At 68.7% G+C, this 17,811-nt stretch carries 16 protein-coding genes; 5 read left to right on the plus strand and 11 right to left on the minus strand.

Annotation, left to right across the window (positions count from 1 at the left end; translation table 11 throughout):
- Positions 1–29 precede the first annotated feature (29 nt).
- Positions 30–1,451 carry a 3-isopropylmalate dehydratase large subunit gene (gene leuC / locus LC039_RS14620; RefSeq protein WP_226625608.1) on the minus strand — a complete coding sequence of 474 codons (1,422 nt, stop codon included), beginning with the start codon at positions 1,449–1,451 and terminating at the stop codon, positions 30–32.
- A gap of 122 nt (positions 1,452–1,573) precedes the next feature.
- On the opposite strand from leuC, the gene LC039_RS14625 reads away from it, so the two are divergent.
- The 3 genes from LC039_RS14625 to LC039_RS14635 all read left to right on the plus strand — a co-directional run bounded on the left by LC039_RS14625 (position 1,574) and on the right by LC039_RS14635 (position 4,627).
- A complete protein-coding gene (locus tag LC039_RS14625) occupies positions 1,574–1,744 on the plus strand; it encodes a hypothetical protein (protein WP_226625611.1) in 171 nt (56 codons plus the stop codon).
- A 245-nt stretch (positions 1,745–1,989) separates the two neighbouring features.
- Positions 1,990–3,372, plus strand: a complete 1,383-nt coding sequence (locus LC039_RS14630; RefSeq protein ID WP_226625625.1) for a mechanosensitive ion channel family protein — start codon at positions 1,990–1,992, stop codon at positions 3,370–3,372.
- 64 nt (positions 3,373–3,436) lie between these two features.
- Positions 3,437–4,627 carry an acetyl-CoA C-acyltransferase family protein gene (locus tag LC039_RS14635; protein ID WP_226625627.1) on the plus strand — a complete coding sequence of 397 codons (1,191 nt, stop codon included), beginning with the start codon at positions 3,437–3,439 and terminating at the stop codon, positions 4,625–4,627.
- A gap of 126 nt (positions 4,628–4,753) precedes the next feature.
- Here the strand turns inward: LC039_RS14635 and LC039_RS14640 are convergent, their stop codons facing one another.
- Positions 4,754–5,308: a putative glycolipid-binding domain-containing protein gene (locus LC039_RS14640; protein WP_226625634.1), complete on the minus strand. Its 555-nt coding sequence runs from the start codon at positions 5,306–5,308 to the stop codon at positions 4,754–4,756.
- Between the two features lie 210 nt (positions 5,309–5,518).
- Between LC039_RS14640 and LC039_RS14645 the strand changes: the two genes are divergently transcribed.
- Entirely contained in the window at positions 5,519–7,696 is a 2,178-nt protein-coding gene (locus tag LC039_RS14645) for a PAS-domain containing protein (protein ID WP_226625647.1), read from the plus strand.
- Here LC039_RS14645 and yaaA read toward each other — a convergent pair.
- From yaaA to LC039_RS14685, 8 genes are all read right to left on the minus strand, one after another.
- Complete coding sequence (gene yaaA, locus LC039_RS14650) at positions 7,678–8,454, minus strand: peroxide stress protein YaaA (protein ID WP_226625649.1); 777 nt, start codon at positions 8,452–8,454, stop codon at positions 7,678–7,680. The two genes, LC039_RS14645 and yaaA, sit on opposite strands and share 19 nt — an antisense overlap.
- Positions 8,455–8,495: 41 nt before the next feature.
- Positions 8,496–10,553 carry a DNA helicase RecQ gene (gene recQ, locus LC039_RS14655; protein ID WP_226625650.1) on the minus strand — a complete coding sequence of 686 codons (2,058 nt, stop codon included), beginning with the start codon at positions 10,551–10,553 and terminating at the stop codon, positions 8,496–8,498.
- A gap of 229 nt (positions 10,554–10,782) precedes the next feature.
- Entirely contained in the window at positions 10,783–11,202 is a 420-nt protein-coding gene (gene arfB, locus LC039_RS14660; protein ID WP_226625652.1) for an alternative ribosome rescue aminoacyl-tRNA hydrolase ArfB, read from the minus strand.
- Between the two features lie 400 nt (positions 11,203–11,602).
- Positions 11,603–12,244 carry a queuosine precursor transporter gene (locus LC039_RS14665; protein ID WP_226625653.1) on the minus strand — a complete coding sequence of 214 codons (642 nt, stop codon included), beginning with the start codon at positions 12,242–12,244 and terminating at the stop codon, positions 11,603–11,605.
- A 65-nt stretch (positions 12,245–12,309) separates the two neighbouring features.
- Positions 12,310–13,284 carry an esterase-like activity of phytase family protein gene (locus LC039_RS14670; RefSeq protein ID WP_226625655.1) on the minus strand — a complete coding sequence of 325 codons (975 nt, stop codon included), beginning with the start codon at positions 13,282–13,284 and terminating at the stop codon, positions 12,310–12,312.
- Positions 13,257–14,201 (minus strand): penicillin-insensitive murein endopeptidase, encoded by a 945-nt coding sequence (gene mepA, locus LC039_RS14675; RefSeq protein WP_226625666.1) that lies wholly within the window; start codon positions 14,199–14,201, stop codon positions 13,257–13,259. Before mepA ends, LC039_RS14670 begins: the two co-directional genes overlap by 28 nt.
- Positions 14,198–15,574: an MFS transporter gene (locus tag LC039_RS14680; protein WP_226625668.1), complete on the minus strand. Its 1,377-nt coding sequence runs from the start codon at positions 15,572–15,574 to the stop codon at positions 14,198–14,200. The genes mepA and LC039_RS14680 overlap by 4 nt, the downstream gene beginning before the upstream one ends.
- A gap of 87 nt (positions 15,575–15,661) precedes the next feature.
- On the minus strand, positions 15,662–16,300 hold the full coding sequence (locus LC039_RS14685) for an acyl-CoA thioesterase (protein ID WP_226625670.1): 639 nt from the start codon (positions 16,298–16,300) through the stop codon (positions 15,662–15,664).
- A gap of 130 nt (positions 16,301–16,430) precedes the next feature.
- On the opposite strand from LC039_RS14685, the gene LC039_RS14690 reads away from it, so the two are divergent.
- Entirely contained in the window at positions 16,431–16,724 is a 294-nt protein-coding gene (locus LC039_RS14690) for a YggT family protein (protein WP_226625672.1), read from the plus strand.
- Positions 16,725–16,872: 148 nt separating this feature from the next.
- On the opposite strand, the gene LC039_RS14695 is transcribed toward LC039_RS14690, so the two are convergent.
- Positions 16,873–17,802 (minus strand): N-carbamoyl-D-amino-acid hydrolase, encoded by a 930-nt coding sequence (locus LC039_RS14695; RefSeq protein WP_226625675.1) that lies wholly within the window; start codon positions 17,800–17,802, stop codon positions 16,873–16,875.
- Between the last annotated feature and the right edge of the window lie 9 nt (positions 17,803–17,811).

Raw genomic sequence — 17,811 nt, forward strand, 5'->3', positions numbered from 1 at the left:
AGGGGTCCCTGCCGGGACCCCGGGATCGCTTACGCCTCGGCCGGCGCGGCCATGAGGTCGCGCACGTCGGTGAGGTGGCCGGTGACCGCCGCCGCCGCCGCCATGGCCGGGGACATCAGGTGGGTGCGCCCGCCCTTGCCCTGACGGCCCTCGAAGTTGCGGTTCGAGGTGGCCGCGCAGCGCTCGCCCGGGGCGAGCTGGTCGGGGTTCATCGCAAGGCACATGGAGCAGCCGGCAAGCCGCCACTCGAAGCCCGCGTCGATGAAGATCTGCGCAAGGCCCTCTTCCTCGGCCTGGGCGCGGACGAGGCCCGAGCCCGGCACGACCATCGCGCGCATGCCGTCCTTGATCTTCTTGCCCTTGAGGATCTCGGCCGCGGCGCGCAGGTCCTCGATCCGGCCGTTGGTGCAGGAGCCGATGAACACCGTGTCGATCTTGATGTCGGTCAGCTTCTGGCCGGCCTCGAGACCCATGTACGACAGCGCGCGCTTGGCCGCCTCGACCTTGCCGCCGGTGAAGCTCTCGGGCGCGGGCACCACGTCGGTGATCGCCAGCACGTCCTCGGGCGAGGTGCCCCAGGTGACGACGGGGGCGATGTCTTCGCCCTTGATGGTGACGACCTTGTCCCAATGTGCGTCGTCATCGGAGTAGAGCGTCTTCCACCAGGCGAGCGCGGCCTCGAACTGCGCGCCCTTCGGCGCATGCGGGCGGCCCTTCACGTAGTCGAAGGTGGTCTCGTCCGGCGCGATCAGGCCGGCGCGGGCGCCGCCCTCGATGGCCATGTTACAGACGGTCATCCGGCCTTCCATCGACAGCGAGCGGATCGCCTCGCCGCAATACTCGATGACGTAGCCGGTGCCGCCGCCGGTGCCGGTGTGGCCGATCACCGAGAGGGTGATGTCCTTGGCGGTGACGCCCGGCGCGAGCTGGCCGGTGATCTCGACCTTCATGTTCTTCGACTTGGACTGGATCAGCGTCTGGGTGGCGAGCACGTGCTCGACCTCGGAGGTGCCGATGCCATGCGCCAGCGCGCCGAAGGCGCCGTGGGTGGCGGTGTGCGAATCGCCGCAGACCACGGTCATGCCCGGAAGGGTCCAGCCCTGCTCGGGCCCGACGATGTGCACGATGCCTTGGCGCACGTCGCTGACCGGGTAGTAATTCACGCCGAACTCGCGGGCGTTCTTGTCGAGCGCCTCGACCTGGATGCGGCTCTCCTCGTTCTCGATGCCGCCTTCGCGGTCGAGCGTGGTGGGCACGTTGTGGTCGGGCACGGCGATGGTGCGCTGCGGCGCGCGTACGGAGCGGCCGGTCATGCGCAGGCCCTCGAAGGCCTGCGGCGAGGTGACCTCGTGCACGAGGTGGCGGTCGATGTAGAGCAGGCAGGTGCCATCTGCGTCCTGCTGGACGACGTGGGCATCCCAGATCTTGTCGTAGAGCGTCTTGCCGGACATGGGGGTCCTCTCGGGGTATATGTCTTGGAATTTGGCTTGGGCTTGGCGCAGGTCGGAAGCCCCCGCGCCGGGGCGGGCTTAAGACAGCCTTATAGGCGCGCCAGAACCGTGAAGTTCGCGCCGTGGAACCTTTCGCGCAGACGCGCGCGGTCACCGAGGTCAAGAAGCCGAGTCATGCGGCGGGGATACTCCTTTGGCGCGCGCCGATCAACCCGTCGCGCGCGATCCTGGTCGCCGAGGTGGAAGGATCGGAACTTTTCGTGCTGCCGGACGTAGTTTTGTTACCGCCCTGAGCGGACCGTCCTGAACGGGAGGAGACGAGACGCCATGACCCTGATGAACGCCATGCACCTGATCCTGATCGCCACGCTGCTCTGGGGGCTGCTGCTCAGCCTTCCGCAGGCCGAGGCGCAGGAGATCACCCTGAACCTGCCGAAACGCTGAGCCGGCGACCGGCCGCTCAAGGCCCTGACGGACAAGGCCTTGAGCGAAAACGGCAGGGATGCCACGCTGATGGCCTGAGGAGCCTCGCGAGCGCATGAACCCGGAAACCGACCTGCCGCAAACCGATCCGACGCCCTTCGAGGCGCTGCAACAGACCGGCGTGACGCTTCTGGGCCAGATCGACACGTTCCTCGCGATCGTGCTGCGCCCGTGGATGTTCTACCAGCTGGTCATCGCGATAGGACTGTTTGCCGCGGCGCATCTTCTGCGGGCCTGGTTGGGCCCCCTGCTTTACGAATGGATGCGCGCCCGCGAGGGATGGCCGAAGTGGCAGATGCGCATCCTGGTGGTGCTGCATAGGCGGCTGCGGATGATCATCTTCGTGACGCTGATCTGGCACGTGATCGGCTTCATGCACCAGGTCACCTGGCCGTCCCGCACCTATCTTCTGGAAATCATTGCCCAACTGTCGAGCGCCTGGCTGGTGATTGCGCTGATCACCCGGCTGATCGGCAACCCGGCGCTGCGCTCGCTGGTGCGCTACGGCGCCTGGGGCTACGTGACCATCTGGATCCTCGGGCTCACCGACGAGGCGCAGGCGCTGTTGGAAAGCGCGGCGGTCAGCTTCGGCGAGTCCAAGCTTTCGCTCTGGCTGATCCTGCAGGCGATGGTGATCCTGATCGCGCTGGTGGCGGTGGCGCGTTTCCTGACCACCGCGGGCGCTGCGAGCATCCGGCGCAACGAGGGGATCAGCCCCTCGATGCAGGTTCTGGCGGTGAAATTCCTGCAGGTGGCGCTCTACGGCGCGGCCTTCTTCTTTGCGCTGAAGCTGGCGGGGGTGGACCTGACCGGGCTCGCGGTGCTCTCGGGCGCGATCGGCGTCGGCCTCGGTTTCGGCCTGCAGAAGGTGGTGTCGAACCTCGTGTCGGGCATCATCATCCTGCTCGACAAGTCGATCAAGCCGGGCGACGTGATCTCCATCGGCGAGACCTTCGGCTGGATCAACGCGCTGGGCGCGCGCTACGTGTCGATCACCACGCGCGACGGCAAGGAATACCTCATCCCCAACGAGGACATGATCACCGGGCAGGTGGTCAACTGGTCGCACTCCAACGAGCTGGTCCGGGTCGACATCCATTTCGGCACCGCCTACGGCGACGATCCGCACCTGGTGCGCAAGGTGGCGATCGACGCGGCGCAGAGCGTGAAGCGGGTGCTGAGCAGCCGCCCGCCGGTGTGCCATATCACCGGTTTCGGCGACAGCTCGGTCGATTACATCCTGCGGTTCTGGATCATCGACCCCTCGCAGGGGCTGACCAATATCCGCGGCAACGTGTTCCTCGCGCTCTGGGACGCCTTCAAGGAAAACGGCATCTCGATCCCCTTTCCGCAGCGCGAGGTGCGGATGCTGGGCGAGGCGCCGGCGGACCCCCGCGCAGATCCGGGGCCGGACGGGGTGACGGAACGTCCCGGCTGACAGCCGTGCCGCGCTGCGGCATGGTCCGCGCGACTTGCAGACGCAGCGGAAAGGGAGAGCCGTCATGTCCTTCGAATTTTCTGACGACATCGTCATCCTCGGCGGGGCGCGCACCGCCATCGGCACCTTTGGCGGGGCGCTGAAATCCGTGCCGCCGATCGAGCTCGGCACCGTGGCCGCCAAGGCGGCGCTGGAGCGTGCCGGCGTCGAGGGCGGGCAAATCGGTCAGGTGGTCTTTGGCCACGTGCTCAACACCGAGCCGCGCGACATGTACCTCAGCCGGGTCGCGGCGATGCAGGCGGGCATTCCCGAGACCACCCCGGCGATGAACGTGAACCGGCTCTGCGGCTCCGGCGCGCAGGCCATCGTCTCGGGCGTGCAGGCGCTCATGCTGGGCGACGCCAACTTCGCGCTGGTCGGCGGCACCGAGAGCATGAGCCGCGCGCCCTACATCATCCCCGACCAGCGCTGGGGCCAGAAGATGGGCGACATCCGCACCGTCGACATGATGCTCGGCGCGCTGAGCTGCCCCTTCGGCACCGGCCACATGGGGATCACCGCCGAGAACGTCGCCAAGGAACACGACATCCCGCGCGAGGCGCAGGACGCCTTTGCGCTGGAGAGCCAGCAGCGCGCCGCGAAAGCCATCGAGGCCGGTCGCTTCAAGGAGCAAATCGTGCCGGTGGAGATCGCCTCGCGCCGCGACACCGTGGTCTTCGACACCGACGAGCACCCCAAGGCGACCTCGCTGGAGAAGCTCGCCGGGCTGCGCCCGGCCTTCGACCGCGAGGGCTCGGTGACGGCGGGCAATGCCTCGGGGCTGAACGACGGCGCGGCGGCGTTGGTGCTGGCACGCGGCGAGGCGGCGGCGGCCTCGGGACTGACCCCAAAGGCCCGCGTGCTGGGCTATGCCCACGCCGGGGTGCGGCCCGAGGTCATGGGCATCGGCCCGGTCCCGGCGGTGGAGAACCTGCTGGCGCGGACCGGCCTGTCGCTGGGCGATTTCGACGTGATCGAGAGCAACGAGGCCTTTGCGGCGCAGGCGCTGGCGGTGAACAAGGGTCTGGGGCTCGACCCGGCGAAGGTGAACCCCAACGGCGGCGCCATCGCGCTCGGCCATCCGATCGGTGCCACCGGCGCGATCCTGACGGTCAAGGCGCTCTACGAACTGGAGCGCATCGGCGGGAAAAAGGCCCTGATCACCATGTGCATCGGTGGCGGACAGGGCATCGCGCTGGCCATCGAGCGGGTCTGAGCGCGCGGCGCCGCGCAGGCGCGCTGGGAATTGTCGTGAGAAGAAGCGAGGGGCGCTGCCCCTCGCGCTCCCCGGCGTATTTTCAAAGAGAAGAAGGGCGCGACGCGCCTGTGGTGCGGAGGACGCTCAGTCCTCGACGCGCTTCCACAGGCCCGGGTAGAGCGTCGGGAAGCCCTGCGGGTCGACGGTGATCTGCGCGTTGTGCCCGGTCTGCGCGGCCTCGTAGCCGATCAGCCCGCCGCGCTCGCGGGTGTAGCGCTGGTCGAGCGGGTCGAGCCGCGGCCCGGGCAGGCGCAGCCAGGCGGCGCAGACATCGAGCCGTCCGACCTCGGGCAGGCGGCGCAGCGGCATCAGGTTGGTGGCCGGGGTGAAGGCGAAATCCACGTCTGTGCAGGCCGCGAGATCGGGCTGCACCGAGCCGTTGAGCAGCCAGGCGCCGTTCTTCCGGGTGAGACGCGTGCGCACCTCCTCGCCGCCGCTGGTGCCGGTGATATCGGCGCTGCGGGTCAGCCAGTCCGGACCGCAGCGCACCACGTAGTCGAGCGCCGCCCAGCCGGTGCCGTCGCGAAAGCGCGCATGGCCGACCAGCATGAAGCCGTCCTCGTGCCGGGCAAGCCGGCACTTGTCCTCGCCGTCGCGGTCAAGCGCGCGCCAGTGGATCGTTGCCAGCGTTTCGCTCATCGGGGGGCGCCGCTCCTGGGGCTGCTCCGGGGGCTGCATCGACCGGTGGAAACCGGGGTGAAATGGGGCATGTCCAACTCCTCCCAAAGTCGGCTGTACCATGGTGCCCCTGCCCATGCGTAAAGGCAAGCGGGCGTTTTGCATCGGTTTTCTTAAGGCGATCTTCACCCTGCCGCGCCCATGCTGGCAGCGGCGCAGGGGATGTGAGGCATGGAGATCGCGGCACGGCTGGCCGAGGAACGGCGCGCGCGCCTCGCGGCGGAGCGCCTGCTGGAACTTAAGCAGGCGGAGCTTTTTGCCGCCAATCGCAAGCTCAACTCCCATGCGCGCCAGCTCAGCCACGAGATCACCGAGACTCGGGCCGAGGTCGCCACGGTGCGCGACGAGAACCAGCGGGTGAAGACCCAGCTCGGCGCGGCGCACCAGAAGATCGAACTGGTCGAGGGGCAGCTCTGGACCGCGCTGGCCTGCATGCGCGACGGGTTGGCCTCGTTCAATGCCGAGCGCCGGATGGAGATGGCCAATCCCGCCTGGCTGGCGCTCTTCGACGGGCTCGACACGATCCGCCCCGGCGCGGGCTATGCGCATGTGCTCGACATGATGGTCGAGGAGGGGATCGTCGATCTGCAGGGCGAACATGACGATGACTGGCGCGCCCGCATGGCCGCCCGCTGGCAGGCCGACCCCATTCCCACCGAGACCATCCGCATCTACACCGGCCAGTTCCTGCAGCTGCAAGACCGGCACCTGCCCGACGGCGGCGTGGTAACCCTCAGCTTCGACATCACCGAGCTGATGCGCATGTGGTCGGCGCTCGAGCAACTGCCCGACGGCTTCGTGCTCTACGACGCCGAGGACCGGCTGCTGATGTGCAACGAGACCTACCGCGCGATCTACGCCGCCAGCGCGCCGGCGATCTTTCCCGGCGCCAGCTTCGAGGACATCCTGCGTTACGGGCTCGAGCAGGGGCAGTATCGCGAGGCGCAGGGGCGCGAGGAGGCCTGGCTCGAGGAGCGGCTGGCGGCGCACCGCGGCGCCGAGCGGGCGCTCGAGCAGCAGCTCGGCGACGGCCGCTGGCTGCGGGTCTACGAGCGGCCCCTGACGGATGGCGGGCGCGTCGGGCTGCGCATCGACATCACCGAGGCCAAGCGCATCCAGCATGAGCTGGAGGAGGCGCGGCAGCGGGCGGAGATCGCCAGCCACGCGAAATCCACCTTCCTCGCCAATATGAGCCATGAGATCCGCACGCCGATGAACGGCGTCGTGGGCATGGCCGAGCTGCTGATGGAGGGTCCGCTCGGCGAGGAGCAGCGGCTCTATGCCGAGACCATCCGCAGCTCGGGCGAGGCGCTGCTGCTGATCATCAACGACATCCTCGACTACTCGAAGATCGAGGCCGGGCGCATGGCGCTCGCGGCCGAGCCCTTCGATCTCGGCCGCACCATCGACGAAGTGGCGCGGCTGCTGCTGCCTGCGGCGCAGGAGAAGGGCGTGGCGCTGCGGGTGGATTACCCGGCGGATCTGCCGCGGGAGCTCGTCGGCGACGCCGGGCGGCTCCGGCAGATCCTCACCAACCTCGCGGGCAACGCGGTGAAGTTCACCGCCGAGGGGCATGTGGCGATCTCGGTGGCCGGGCAGGTCGAGGCGGGCATGGCGCAGCTCGAGATCGAGGTCGAGGATACCGGCATCGGCATCGCGCCGGACAAGATCGAGCACATCTTCGGCGAATTCAACCAGGTGGAGGACGCGCGCAACCGCGCCTTCGAGGGCACCGGGCTCGGGCTCGCCATCACCCGGCGGCTGGTGGAGATGATGGGCGGCGCGCTCCGTGTCTCTTCGGAACTGGGCAGGGGCGCGCGCTTCGGGCTGCACCTGCCGTTGCCGCTGGCCGGGGGGCAGCCTGTGCCCGAGGCGGGCGAGACCGAGGCGGAGGCGCCCGCCCGGCCCAGGCTCGACGTGCTGCTGGCCGAGGACAACCGCACCAATCAGCTGGTGTTCCGCAAGATGGCCGAGGCCCTGGGCCGGGATCTCGCGCTGCGCTTCGCCTGCGACGGCGCCGAGGCGGTGGGCGAATTCGAGGCACGGCGCCCGGATATCGTGTTCATGGATATCTCGATGCCGGGGATGGACGGCAAGGAGGCGACGCAGCGCATCCGCGCTTTGGAGGGCGCGGGGCCGCGGGTGCCGATCATCGCGGTCACCGCCCATGCGATGAGCGGCGACCGCGAGGCGCTGCTCGCGGCGGGGCTCGACGATTACCTCACCAAGCCCCTGCGCAAGGCCGAACTGGCGCGGCTGATCGACCGCTGGGGGATGCCGGGTGCGGCCTCGGGGGCCGCGCCGGGCTCACAGCCGGAGCCGCCGGCGGATCAGGCGGCGTTGGAGTAGGGGCGGACGAAGACCGGCTGGTCCTCGGTCGAGCGTTCCTCGTCATAGGCATAGCCGCCGAGGTCGAAGTCGCGCAGCGCCTCGGGGTCGGTGATGCGGCGGGTGACGATGAAGCGCGCCATCGCGCCGCGGGCGCGCTTGGCGTAGAAGCTGACCACCTTGGGGGCACCGTCCTTGTCCTCGAGAAACTGCGGGGTGATCACCCGCAGCTTCAGCGCCTCGGGATCGACCGCGCCGAAATACTCCTGGCTGGCGCAGTTCACCAGAACGTCGGACCCCGTCGCCTCGCCCTGCGCGTTCAGCGCGCCCGAAAGCTGCGCACCCCAGTAGTCGTAGAGCGATTTGCCGCGCTCGGTCTTCAGGCGCGAGCCCATCTCCAGCCGGTAGGGCTGGATTGCATCGCGCGGGCGCAGCACGCCGTAGAGACCCGAGAGGATGCGCAGGTGATCCTGTGCGTAGTCCATCTCCTCGGGGTCGAGAGAGGTGGCGTCGAGCCCCTGGTAGGTGTCGCCGGCAAAGGCCAGCGCGGCGGGCCGCAGCGCCTCGACCTCGGGCTCTTCGGCATAGTCGCGGAAGCGCGCGTGGTTGAGCTCGGCGAGCTTGTCTGACAGGTGCATCAGCTTCTTCAGGTCACCGGGTGTGAGGTCGCGCGCGGTCTCAACCAGGCGCAGCGCGTCCTCGCCGAAATCCGGCGTCGTCATCTCGGTCTCACGGGGGGCCCAATCCAGTTTCTTCGCGGGCGAAATCACCACGAGCATGCGCGGTCACTCCTTGAACAGATCCAGAACTTGGAATCGTTCTAACCAGCTTCGGCGAGAAGGTCCATAAAGGCCGGGCCGAAGCGGACAAAACGTCGCTCCCCTAGAATCCGCTCCAGATCCTCGGGCGCGGGATCGCGCAGGCCGGCAATCTTGGCGAGCAGCGAGGCGGAGCAGGAGAGCGGCTTCTCGGTGCCGTCCTCGCCGCGGATCAGCTCGGCCTGGGCGCTCATCAGCCGGTCGTAGAGATCGCCGGTGCCGCGCGCCGCGGCGCGCATGCGCAGCGGATGCGTCTCTTCGGGGGCGCCGCCGGTGATCACCGAGAGGAACTCGGCGCCGTAGCGTTCCAGCTTCTTGGCGCCGACACCCGAGATCGCGCCCATCTGGTCGAGGCTCTCGGGGCGGCGCTCGGCCATCTCGATCAACGTGCGATCGGGAAAGATCATGTAGGCCGGCAGCGAGGCGGCCTCGGCCAGCGCGCGGCGCTTGGCCTTGAGCGCCGACATCAGCGGCGCATCCTCTTCGCTGACCAGCGTCTTGACCTGCGGGCGGCGCTGCGCGGCCTTGTCGATCACGTCGCGGCGCAGCTCGATGCTTTCCTCGCCGCGCAGGATCGGGCGCGCGGCCTCGGTCATCACCAGCGCGCCGTGGCGCTCGGGATCGGGGCGCACCAGGTCGCGCCCCATCATCTGCCGGAAGACCGCCTGCCATTGCCCCTTCTTGAGGTCGCGGCCGACGCCGAAGGTCGGCAAGCCATCGTGGCCGCGCTGGCGCACCTTGTCGGTCTCGTTGCCCAGCAAGATGTCGATCAGGTGCCCGGCGCCGAAATTCTCGCCGGTGCGCAGCGCCGCCGAGAGCGCCTTGCGCACCGCCTCGGTGCCGTCGAAGACCTCGGGGGGGCTGTCGCAGAGATCGCAGTTGCCGCAGGGCTCCGCCGCCTCGCCGAAGTAGCGCAGCAGGGTCTGGCGGCGGCATCCCAGCGCCTCGGCCAGCCCCAAGAGCGCGTTCAGCCTGCCGTGGTCGGCGGCGCGGCGCTCGGGCGGCGCCATGCCTTCGTCGATCTGGGCGCGGCGCAGGCGGATGTCGTCGGCACCGTACAGGGTGAGCGTCTCGGCGGGCGCGCCGTCGCGCCCGGCGCGGCCGATCTCCTGGTAATAGGCCTCGATGCTCTTCGGCAGGTCGGCATGGGCGACCCAGCGGATGTCGGGCTTGTCGACCCCCATGCCGAAGGCGACGGTGGCGCAGACGATCAGCCCGTCCTCGGTGGCGAAGCGCTCCTCGACGGCGCGGCGGGCCTCGGCCTCCATGCCACCGTGGTAGAAGCAGGTCGGGTGGCCCTCGTCGCCGAGCGCCTTGGCGAGCGCCTCGGTCTTGGCGCGGGTGCCGCAGTAGACGATCCCCGACCGGCCCCGGCGCGCGGCGGCGAAGCGCAGGATCTGCGCGCGCGGGCTGTCCTTGGGCGCGAAGGCGAGGTGGATATTGGGCCGGTCGAAGCCGCGCAGGAAGGTCTCGGGCTGCTGGCCGTCGAAGAGCCTCGTGACGATCTCGGCCTGGGTTTCCTGGTCGGCGGTGGCGGTGAAGGCGGCGATCGGCACGTTCAGGGCGCGCCGCAGCTCGCCGATACGCAGGTAGTCGGGGCGGAAGTCGTGCCCCCACTGGCTGACGCAGTGCGCCTCGTCCACGGCGATGAGCCCGACCCCGGCCTGCGCCAGCATGCGCTGCGTGCCGGTCGAGGCGAGCCGTTCCGGGGCGAGGTACAGCAGCCGCAGCGAGCCGTCCTCGAGCCCCTGCCAGACGGCGTCGGTCTCGTCCTGGGTGTTGCCGGAGGTCAGCGCGCCGGCGGCCACGCCGGCCTCGCGCAGCCCGCGCACTTGGTCGCGCATCAGCGCGATCAGCGGCGAGATCACCACCGTCAGCCCGCCACGCAGCAGCGCCGGCAGCTGGTAGCACAGCGACTTGCCGCCGCCGGTGGGCATGATGGCCAGAACATTGTGCCCCGCCGCCACGGCGTCAACGATTTCGCCCTGTCCCGGACGGAAGGCGTCATAGCCGAAAATATCCTTCAGCAGCGCCTCGGCGGGCGCAATGTCGCGTGGCATGGGCTGGGGCCTGATTATGTGTCTCTGCTCTACAACGCAGACTCTCACACTAAGATTCGGTGAACAAGACCCGGAGCGCGCCTCGGACGCGCGGTTCGGCCCGGCGGGCGGCGGGTTTGCGTATTTGGAAAGAGAAGAAGCCGGGGGTTGTTCGCGCTTTCGCCTAGGCGCAAATATCCCGGGGGTGAATTCGTGCAGCGAAGAGGGGGCAGCGCCCCCTTGCCCGGTCTCAGTCCGGATCGACCTTGCCGCGCATGGCCTTGACCTCGCCGCGTTCCTTCTTGGCCTTGATCCGGCGGTTCTTCGAGCCGAGCGTCGGCTTGGTGGGGATGCGGCGGCGCGGCTTTTCCAGCGCCTTGCGGATCAGCTCGGCGAGGCGCTCGCGGGCGATCTCGCGGTTGCGGGCCTGGCTGCGGGTGTCCTCGACCTGCAGGATCAGCGCGCCGTCCTTGGTCCAGCGTCGCCCTGCGAGGCGCTTGAGCCGCGCCTTGACCGGGCCCGGCAGGTTCGGCGAGCGTTCGGCCTCGAAGCGCAGCTCGACGGCGGTGGAGACCTTGTTGACGTTCTGCCCGCCGGGGCCGGAGGAGCGGATGAACTGCTCGGTGAGTTCCCAGTCCTCGATGCTTATGGTGTCGGTGATGCGCAGCATGGGGCGGACATTAGCGCGGCGCGGGAGCGGCGCAAGCCGGTTGCCGTGCTGGTCGGCTGCAACGGTGCGCTGTCGTCGCCCCTCCCGAAATGCCAAACGGCCCGCGCCGGAGGGGCGCAGGCCGTTTCTGAACGGACGTTCCGAAAGGTCGTCCTTAAAGGGAAATGGGTCACGCGGCCTGTCGCGTGACCCATTCGAGACGTCAAGGAGGCGGGCCGGTTAGGTCGCGCCAATTCGGGTTCCTTCACGCCAGGGGTTGCCCTAGCGTACTGCCCTCCGAACTGTTCCGACACCTTTCTCCAATGTGACTCTAGACACTGGATCACCTCCTTTCAGCTGTTTGAAAAACGCAAGTTCAGCGTGCCACGGAATGTGGACTCCGCAAAGCATTTTTAACAGCTCACGCGAGGGAACGACTCGCAAGTGCCTTCGAAACGATCATCCGGAAAGGCACGAGGGCAAGGATCGCCAGCGACAGCTTCACCATCCAGTCAGCGAGCCCCAGCGAGACCCAGAGCGGCACCACCGGGCCCGCGCCCAGCAGGGGCAGCGCCTCGTTGGCCCAGGACACGTCGTTGCCCGGCTCGAGGAAGCTCAGCGCGCCCGCGAAGGCCACGGTGAAGAAGATCGCCGTGTCGAGCGAGCTGCCGACCAGGGTAGAGGCCAGCGGCGCGCGCCACCAGGCGCCGCCCCGCAGCTTGTCGAAGATCGTCACGTCCATGAGCTGCGCCGCGAGGAAGGCGGCGCCCGAACCGATGGCGACGCGCAGCGTCACGGCGGGGTAGCTGTAACCGTCGCCCTGCAGCATGACCTGCGTGCCGATGAGCGAGCAGATCACCCCGGTGACGAAGCCGGCCAGCACCACCTTGCGCGCGGCCCTTACGCCGTAGAGGCGGTTCATCAGGTCGGTGACGAGAAAGGCGATGGGATAGGTGAAGGCACCCCAGGTCAGCCATTGGCCGAAGAGGATCTGTACGAGGATGTTCGAGGCCAGCACGGTGGCGGCCATGGCAAGGATGCCGGGAAGGTAGGAGCGTGTCATGAGGGTGACCCGTTTTACAAGGTGGCGGGGAACTCGGCCCACCTGACGGGCGGACGGGCGCGTCCTTAGCGGCTGGGGGCCTGCGGATCAAGCGATTCCGCCGTGCGCGTGTCTTCGGTCACCTCGTACTCGACGACTTGAGTCTTCTGGAAGAACTTGAAGTTGTCGTCCGAGATCATCGTCAGTCGGATGTGCCCCGGCGCCGGGCTCCAGACCGCGAGCCCCTCGAGATTGTCATGCTCGAGCGGGGCGCTTTCGAAGAGCGTCTGCTCGTGGCGGACCTCGTCGCCGGCAATGTCGAAGCGCCGGACCCGGCTGCGGAAGGCGTAGCCGGTGAACTCGCGCTCCAGCAGGTAGAAGCGCCCGTCGGGGCCGATGTCGGCGCCCACGGCGAGGAAGCCGCCGCGGCGCGGCAGGTCGAAGGCGTGGCTCCAGGTATCGCCGTCCAGTCGCCAGACCGGGAAGGGGCGGGTGAGCTGGCCCGAGCGCTCGGGCAGAACCAGCAGCCGGCCCTGCGCGTCGATGGCCAGCGCCTCCATGCCCGAGTTCATCTGCAGATGCGGGTAGAACGGCCCCTTGGGCAGCACCGTGGCGGGCAGGTCGTAGCGCTCCGAGGCGTGAATGCGCGGTGGCCCCTCGAAGGAGACGTAGATGCGCCCGTCCGCCCCGATCGCCAGCCCCTCGGCGTCGTCGATGTCGGGGTGCATGCGGGTGCCGGTCTCGCCGAGCAGCTTTTCCACCGGCGTCGCCGAGAGGCCGGTGATCCGCCCGCCCGGTTCGGTGCCGGTGCCTTCACTCTCGCCCTCGCGCTCGAACCTGCCCATGACGATGCTGCCGCGGTCGCTGATCGCGGTGAACTGCATCCCGTCGTCGCTGACCTCGAGCCCCGAGAATCCGCCGAAGCGGTCGTGCCAGTGATCCCAGGTGAAGCTGCCGATGTACTGCGTGCCGGCGCTGCCCTGCGGGGTCTCGGCGCAGGCCGAGACCGCCATCAGGCTGGCCAGCGCGGCGCTCAGCGCGCGGCGAGGACGGAAGCGCATTGGGCCGGGAGGTCTCCCATCACGAGGTCACGCTTGGGCTTGGGCGCCGGGGCGTTGGGATCGGGCGGTGGCGGGTTGAGGATATTGTTCACCCAGGCCTGGGCGTCGGCGCAGCCGTCGCCCGCGGGCGGTGGCGCCTGGTTGACGCAGCTCGCATCGCCGCGCGGGCAGTTCAGGCGCACGTGGAAGTGGTAGTGGTGTCCCCACCAGGGGCGGATCTTGCGCAGCCACGCCCGGTCGCCGGTCTCGTCCTTGCACATCTGCACCTTGGCACCGGGGAAGACGAAGATCCGCGCCACCCGCGGATCCTGCGCCGCGGCCTTCAGCAGGGCGTGGTGCTGCGGCGTCCAATTGCCGTTGACGTAGGCACCCGAGGTGCGCTGCATGGAAATCGACGAGAGGTCTTCGCGCTGCTGGCGCGTGAGATTCAGATTGTCCGTGGGGCGCATCCAGATGTCGGCGTCGAGCCCCATCTGGTGGCTGGCGTGGCCCGAGGTCATCGGCCCGCCGCGCGGCTGGCTCATGTCGCCGACGTAGAGACCGTTCCAGCCCGGGAGTTGCGCGGCCTTGCGCGACAGGTCCTGCAGGAAGTCGACCAGCTCGGGGTGGCCCCAGTTGCGGTTGCGCGACAGCCGCATGGCCTGCCAGGTCGGCCCGGTCTCGGGCAGTTGCCGGGCGCCGGCGACGCAGCCCTTGGAATAGGAGCCGAAGGCGGCGGGCGTCAGCTCTGCCGACACGCTCTGCGCTCCGAAGAGCTGCTTCGCGCTCTTGGTGGAGATCACGCCGGTGACCTTGGGCAACTGGTCGGTGCTGGTCGCCCGGGGCGCGGGTCGGTCATCGCTGCAGGACGCGAGCGCCAGGGCGAGCGTCAGCGCAAGCGTTGGAGCTAGGGTGAGGCGGGTCAGGGTGCGGATCATTCTGCTCGATCTCCGTCTGGTTTCACCCAGCGTAACAGAGCAAGCCCCACCACGAAAAGGACGATGAGCGGCGTCACCCCAATTCGCTGCGATCCGCTCAGCGCGGTGACGGTGCCGATCAGCAGCGGCGCGAGGAAGGAGGTCGCCTTGCCCGAGAGCGCGAAGAGCCCGAAGGCCTCGGTCATCCGCGCCGGATCGGCCTGGCGCACCATCATGCTGCGCGAGGCCGACTGCAGCACCCCGCCGGCGGCGCCAATCAGCACGCCGAAGAGGTAGAAGGCCAGGTCGGGCAGATTGGAGCCCTCTGGTACCGGCAGGCCGAAGACGCTGGAGCGGTCGACCAGCACGATCGCCACGGCCACCAGCGTCAGCAGTAGGATCATCGCCGCGATCACCGGTTTCGGGCCGAACCGCGTGTCGGCATGGCCGCCGAGCCAGGCAAACAGCGCACCGGAGATGATGGCGAGGATGCCGAACACCCCGGTGTCGACCACCGACCAGCCCAGCACCCCGGCGGCATAGATCCCGCCGAAGGCATACATGCCGTTCAGCGCGTCGCGGTAGAACATCGACGAGGCGAGATAGGCAAAGAGCGAGGGGCGGCGTGGCAGCCGCGCGAGCGTGTCCTTGAGCTGTGCGAGGCCGCGGCGCACGGCGCCTGTCGCGGGCCGGCTCGCGGGGGGCTCCTTCACCCACAGGAAGAAGGGGATCATGAAGACCGCGTACCACAGCGCGGTGAGCGGGCCCACGGCACGGGTGCCCTCGCGCTGCGCTGCATCGAGGCCGAGCACCGGGTCGAGGCCGAGGAAGGTCTTGCCGGTCGCCGCGCTCTCGGCGAAGAGCGCCAGCATCAGCGCCAGCGCGATCAGCCCGCCGAGGTAGCCGAAGGCCCAGCCATTGCCCGAGATCCGGCCAATCTGCTCGCGCGGGCCGAGATCCGGCAGCATGGCATTGGTGAAGATCGTGGCGAACTCCATGCCGACCAGACCCAGCGCGAAGAAGACCAGCGTGGTGGTGAGGTTGAAATCTCCCGGGGCGGCGAACCAGAGCATGCCTGCACCCACCACGTAGAGCGCCGAGAACAGCCAGATCCAGCGCAGCCGGTGGCCGCCGCTGTCGGCCAGGGCGCCGAGCACCGGGGCGAGCAGCGCGATGACGATCCCCGCCGCGCCGATGCCGAAACCCCAGGCCGCCTGCGCCGCGCTGCCGTCGCCCATCAGCTCCTTCACGTAGGGCGCGAAGATGAAGGTGATCAGCAGCGTGTTGTAGGGCTGGCTGGCCCAGTCGAAGAAGAACCAGCCCCAGATGCGCCTGCGCAGCGTCTTGCCCGCCGCCGTGCCCTCTGTCGCGCCCGCCGCCCTGCCCGTTGTCATTGCCCGTCCCACCCCGAGGTTGCCTGCTGGCCGATAGAACAGGGGCGCCGTGGCCAAGGCAAGGCCGAGGCCGGGCTGCGCGGGAATTTAGGCCGCGCTTTCCTCGGCCAGGTCCGGGGTGACTTCAGGGGGGAGTTCATGGGTGATTTCAGGGGCGATCCCGGGGGCCCGATGCAGGGGCGCGAGCACGGGCTCCTGCATTGGCGGCCAGGGGCGCTCGGCCTCGGTCTCGATCCAGCGCGCCACCCAGCCGGGCAGGGCCGGAGAGGTCTCGTCGCTGCCGAGGATCTGCATCACCCGCTCGGGGGCGATCATCCCCGCGTTCGAGGTGACCGCGGCGCGGTAGACCGCGTGGCTGGCGCACGCCCCGTCCGTTTTCCACATGCTCTGCTCGATGTAGAGGAAGCGGTGGTCCCAGCCGATCACCCGACTGCGCATCTCGATCCGGTCGAACAGCTTGATCCGCTGGCGGTAGCGCACCATGGCGCCGGCGATGGCAAAGCCCCAGCGCTCGCGCTTCAGCATCGCCAGAAGCCCGCTGCGTTTCGCCATCGGCATGCGCCCGAGGTCGTAGAGCGTCAGCACCCGGCCATTGTTGAGCTCGGCGAACATGTCGAGATCCCAGGGCCAGCAGATGTGACGGGTGACGCTGACCTCGCCAGTGGCGAGCGGCGCGGCGTTGCGGATGAGAAAGAGTTCTTTGGCGAGGCGCAGAAACGGGTACATGGGCGCTCCTTTCGGGGCAAAGGGGTCGCAGGGTGACGCCAACGTCAACCGCGACCTCGCGGCACTCTTGAGCTTTGCCCCGAGGCTGCCTAGGTCTTGGGTCGGTTTTACTGACAAAGGGCACACCCGCATGCAATCTCTGTTCCAGATCCTGATGCTGATCCTCGACGTGATCTGGTTCATCATCATCGCGCATGTGATCATGAGCTGGCTGATCAACTTCCAGGTGCTGAACCTGCGCCAGCCGCTGGTCGCCCAGATCTGGGACGGGTTGAACCGCCTGCTCGAGCCGGTCTACTCGGCGATCCGCCGGGTCCTGCCGCCGATGGGCGGGCTCGACCTCGCGCCGCTGGTGGCGCTGATCGGCCTCTACGCGATCCGCATCATCCTCGCGAACAACGCCGGGTTCTTCTACGGCTTCTGAGGCGCGGCGGAGCAGGGGCGGGGAGAGGGCGCCTTGCCCCCACCGCGCTGCGCGCGCCTCCCCCGGGATATTTCGATCTAGACGAAGATGCGGAGGGCAGCGCGTCCTCCGCTTCTTCTCTTTTCAAAGAGGCTCTTCGGGAGCGAGGTTATTCCGCCGCGCGGCGCTTGGCCTTGGGGGCGGTGATCGGCAGGTAGTCCTGCGGCTCGCGGTGTTCCTCGAAGTTGAAGACATTGGCGCGGATCTCCGCGCAACGGTCGAGGTCGACCTCGGCGGTGATCACCTCGTCGCCGGAGGTGGTGGCCCTGGCGACGATCTCGCCGGTGGGGGCGACGATGAGGCTGCCGCCGATCAGCACCGAGCCTTCCTCGAGCCCCGCCTTGGCCACGGCCACGCCCCAGGTGCCGTTCTGGTAACAGCCCGCCATCACCGACAGCTCGTTGTGGAAGTACTGCAGGTGGTCGTGCTCGGGCGCCGGGGCGAAATGGATCGGGGTGTTGTAGCCGAGGCAGACCAGCTCGGCGCCGCCGAGGCCCAGCACGCGCCAGGTCTCGGGCCAGCGGCGGTCGTTGCAGATGCACATACCGAGCTTGCCGCCGAGCATCTCGAACACCGGCCAGCCCAGGTCGCCCTTCTCGAAGTAGCGCTTCTCGAGGTGCTGGAAGGGGCGCCATTCCTCGTTCTCCCAGTGACCGGGGAGGTGGATCTTGCGGTACTTGCCGGCAATCTCGCCGTCCGGCCCGACGAGGATCGCTGTGTTGAAGTGATGCCCGTCCGGGGTCAGCTCGGCGTAGCCGAGGTGAAATCCGATCTGCAGTTCCTTGGCGAGCGCGAAGAGCGGCGCGGTGGCCGCGTTCGGCATCTCGGTCTCGAACCACTGGTCGAGCTCGGGGCCCGCCTCGATGAACCAGCGCGGGAAGAAGGTGGTGAGCGCAAGTTCGGGAAAGACCACGAGGCTGGCGCCGTGGGCCTTGGCGTCTCTCATCATCGCGCAGAGGCGGGCGACGGCGGAGCTGCGCGGCTCGTCCTTGGCGATGGGGCCGAGCTGGGCGGCGGCGACGGTGAACTTGCGGCTCATGGGAGCAAT

The sequence above is a fragment of the Alloyangia pacifica genome (assembly GCF_020524285.1).
Classification (GTDB): Bacteria; Pseudomonadota; Alphaproteobacteria; order Rhodobacterales; family Rhodobacteraceae; genus Salipiger; species Salipiger pacificus_B.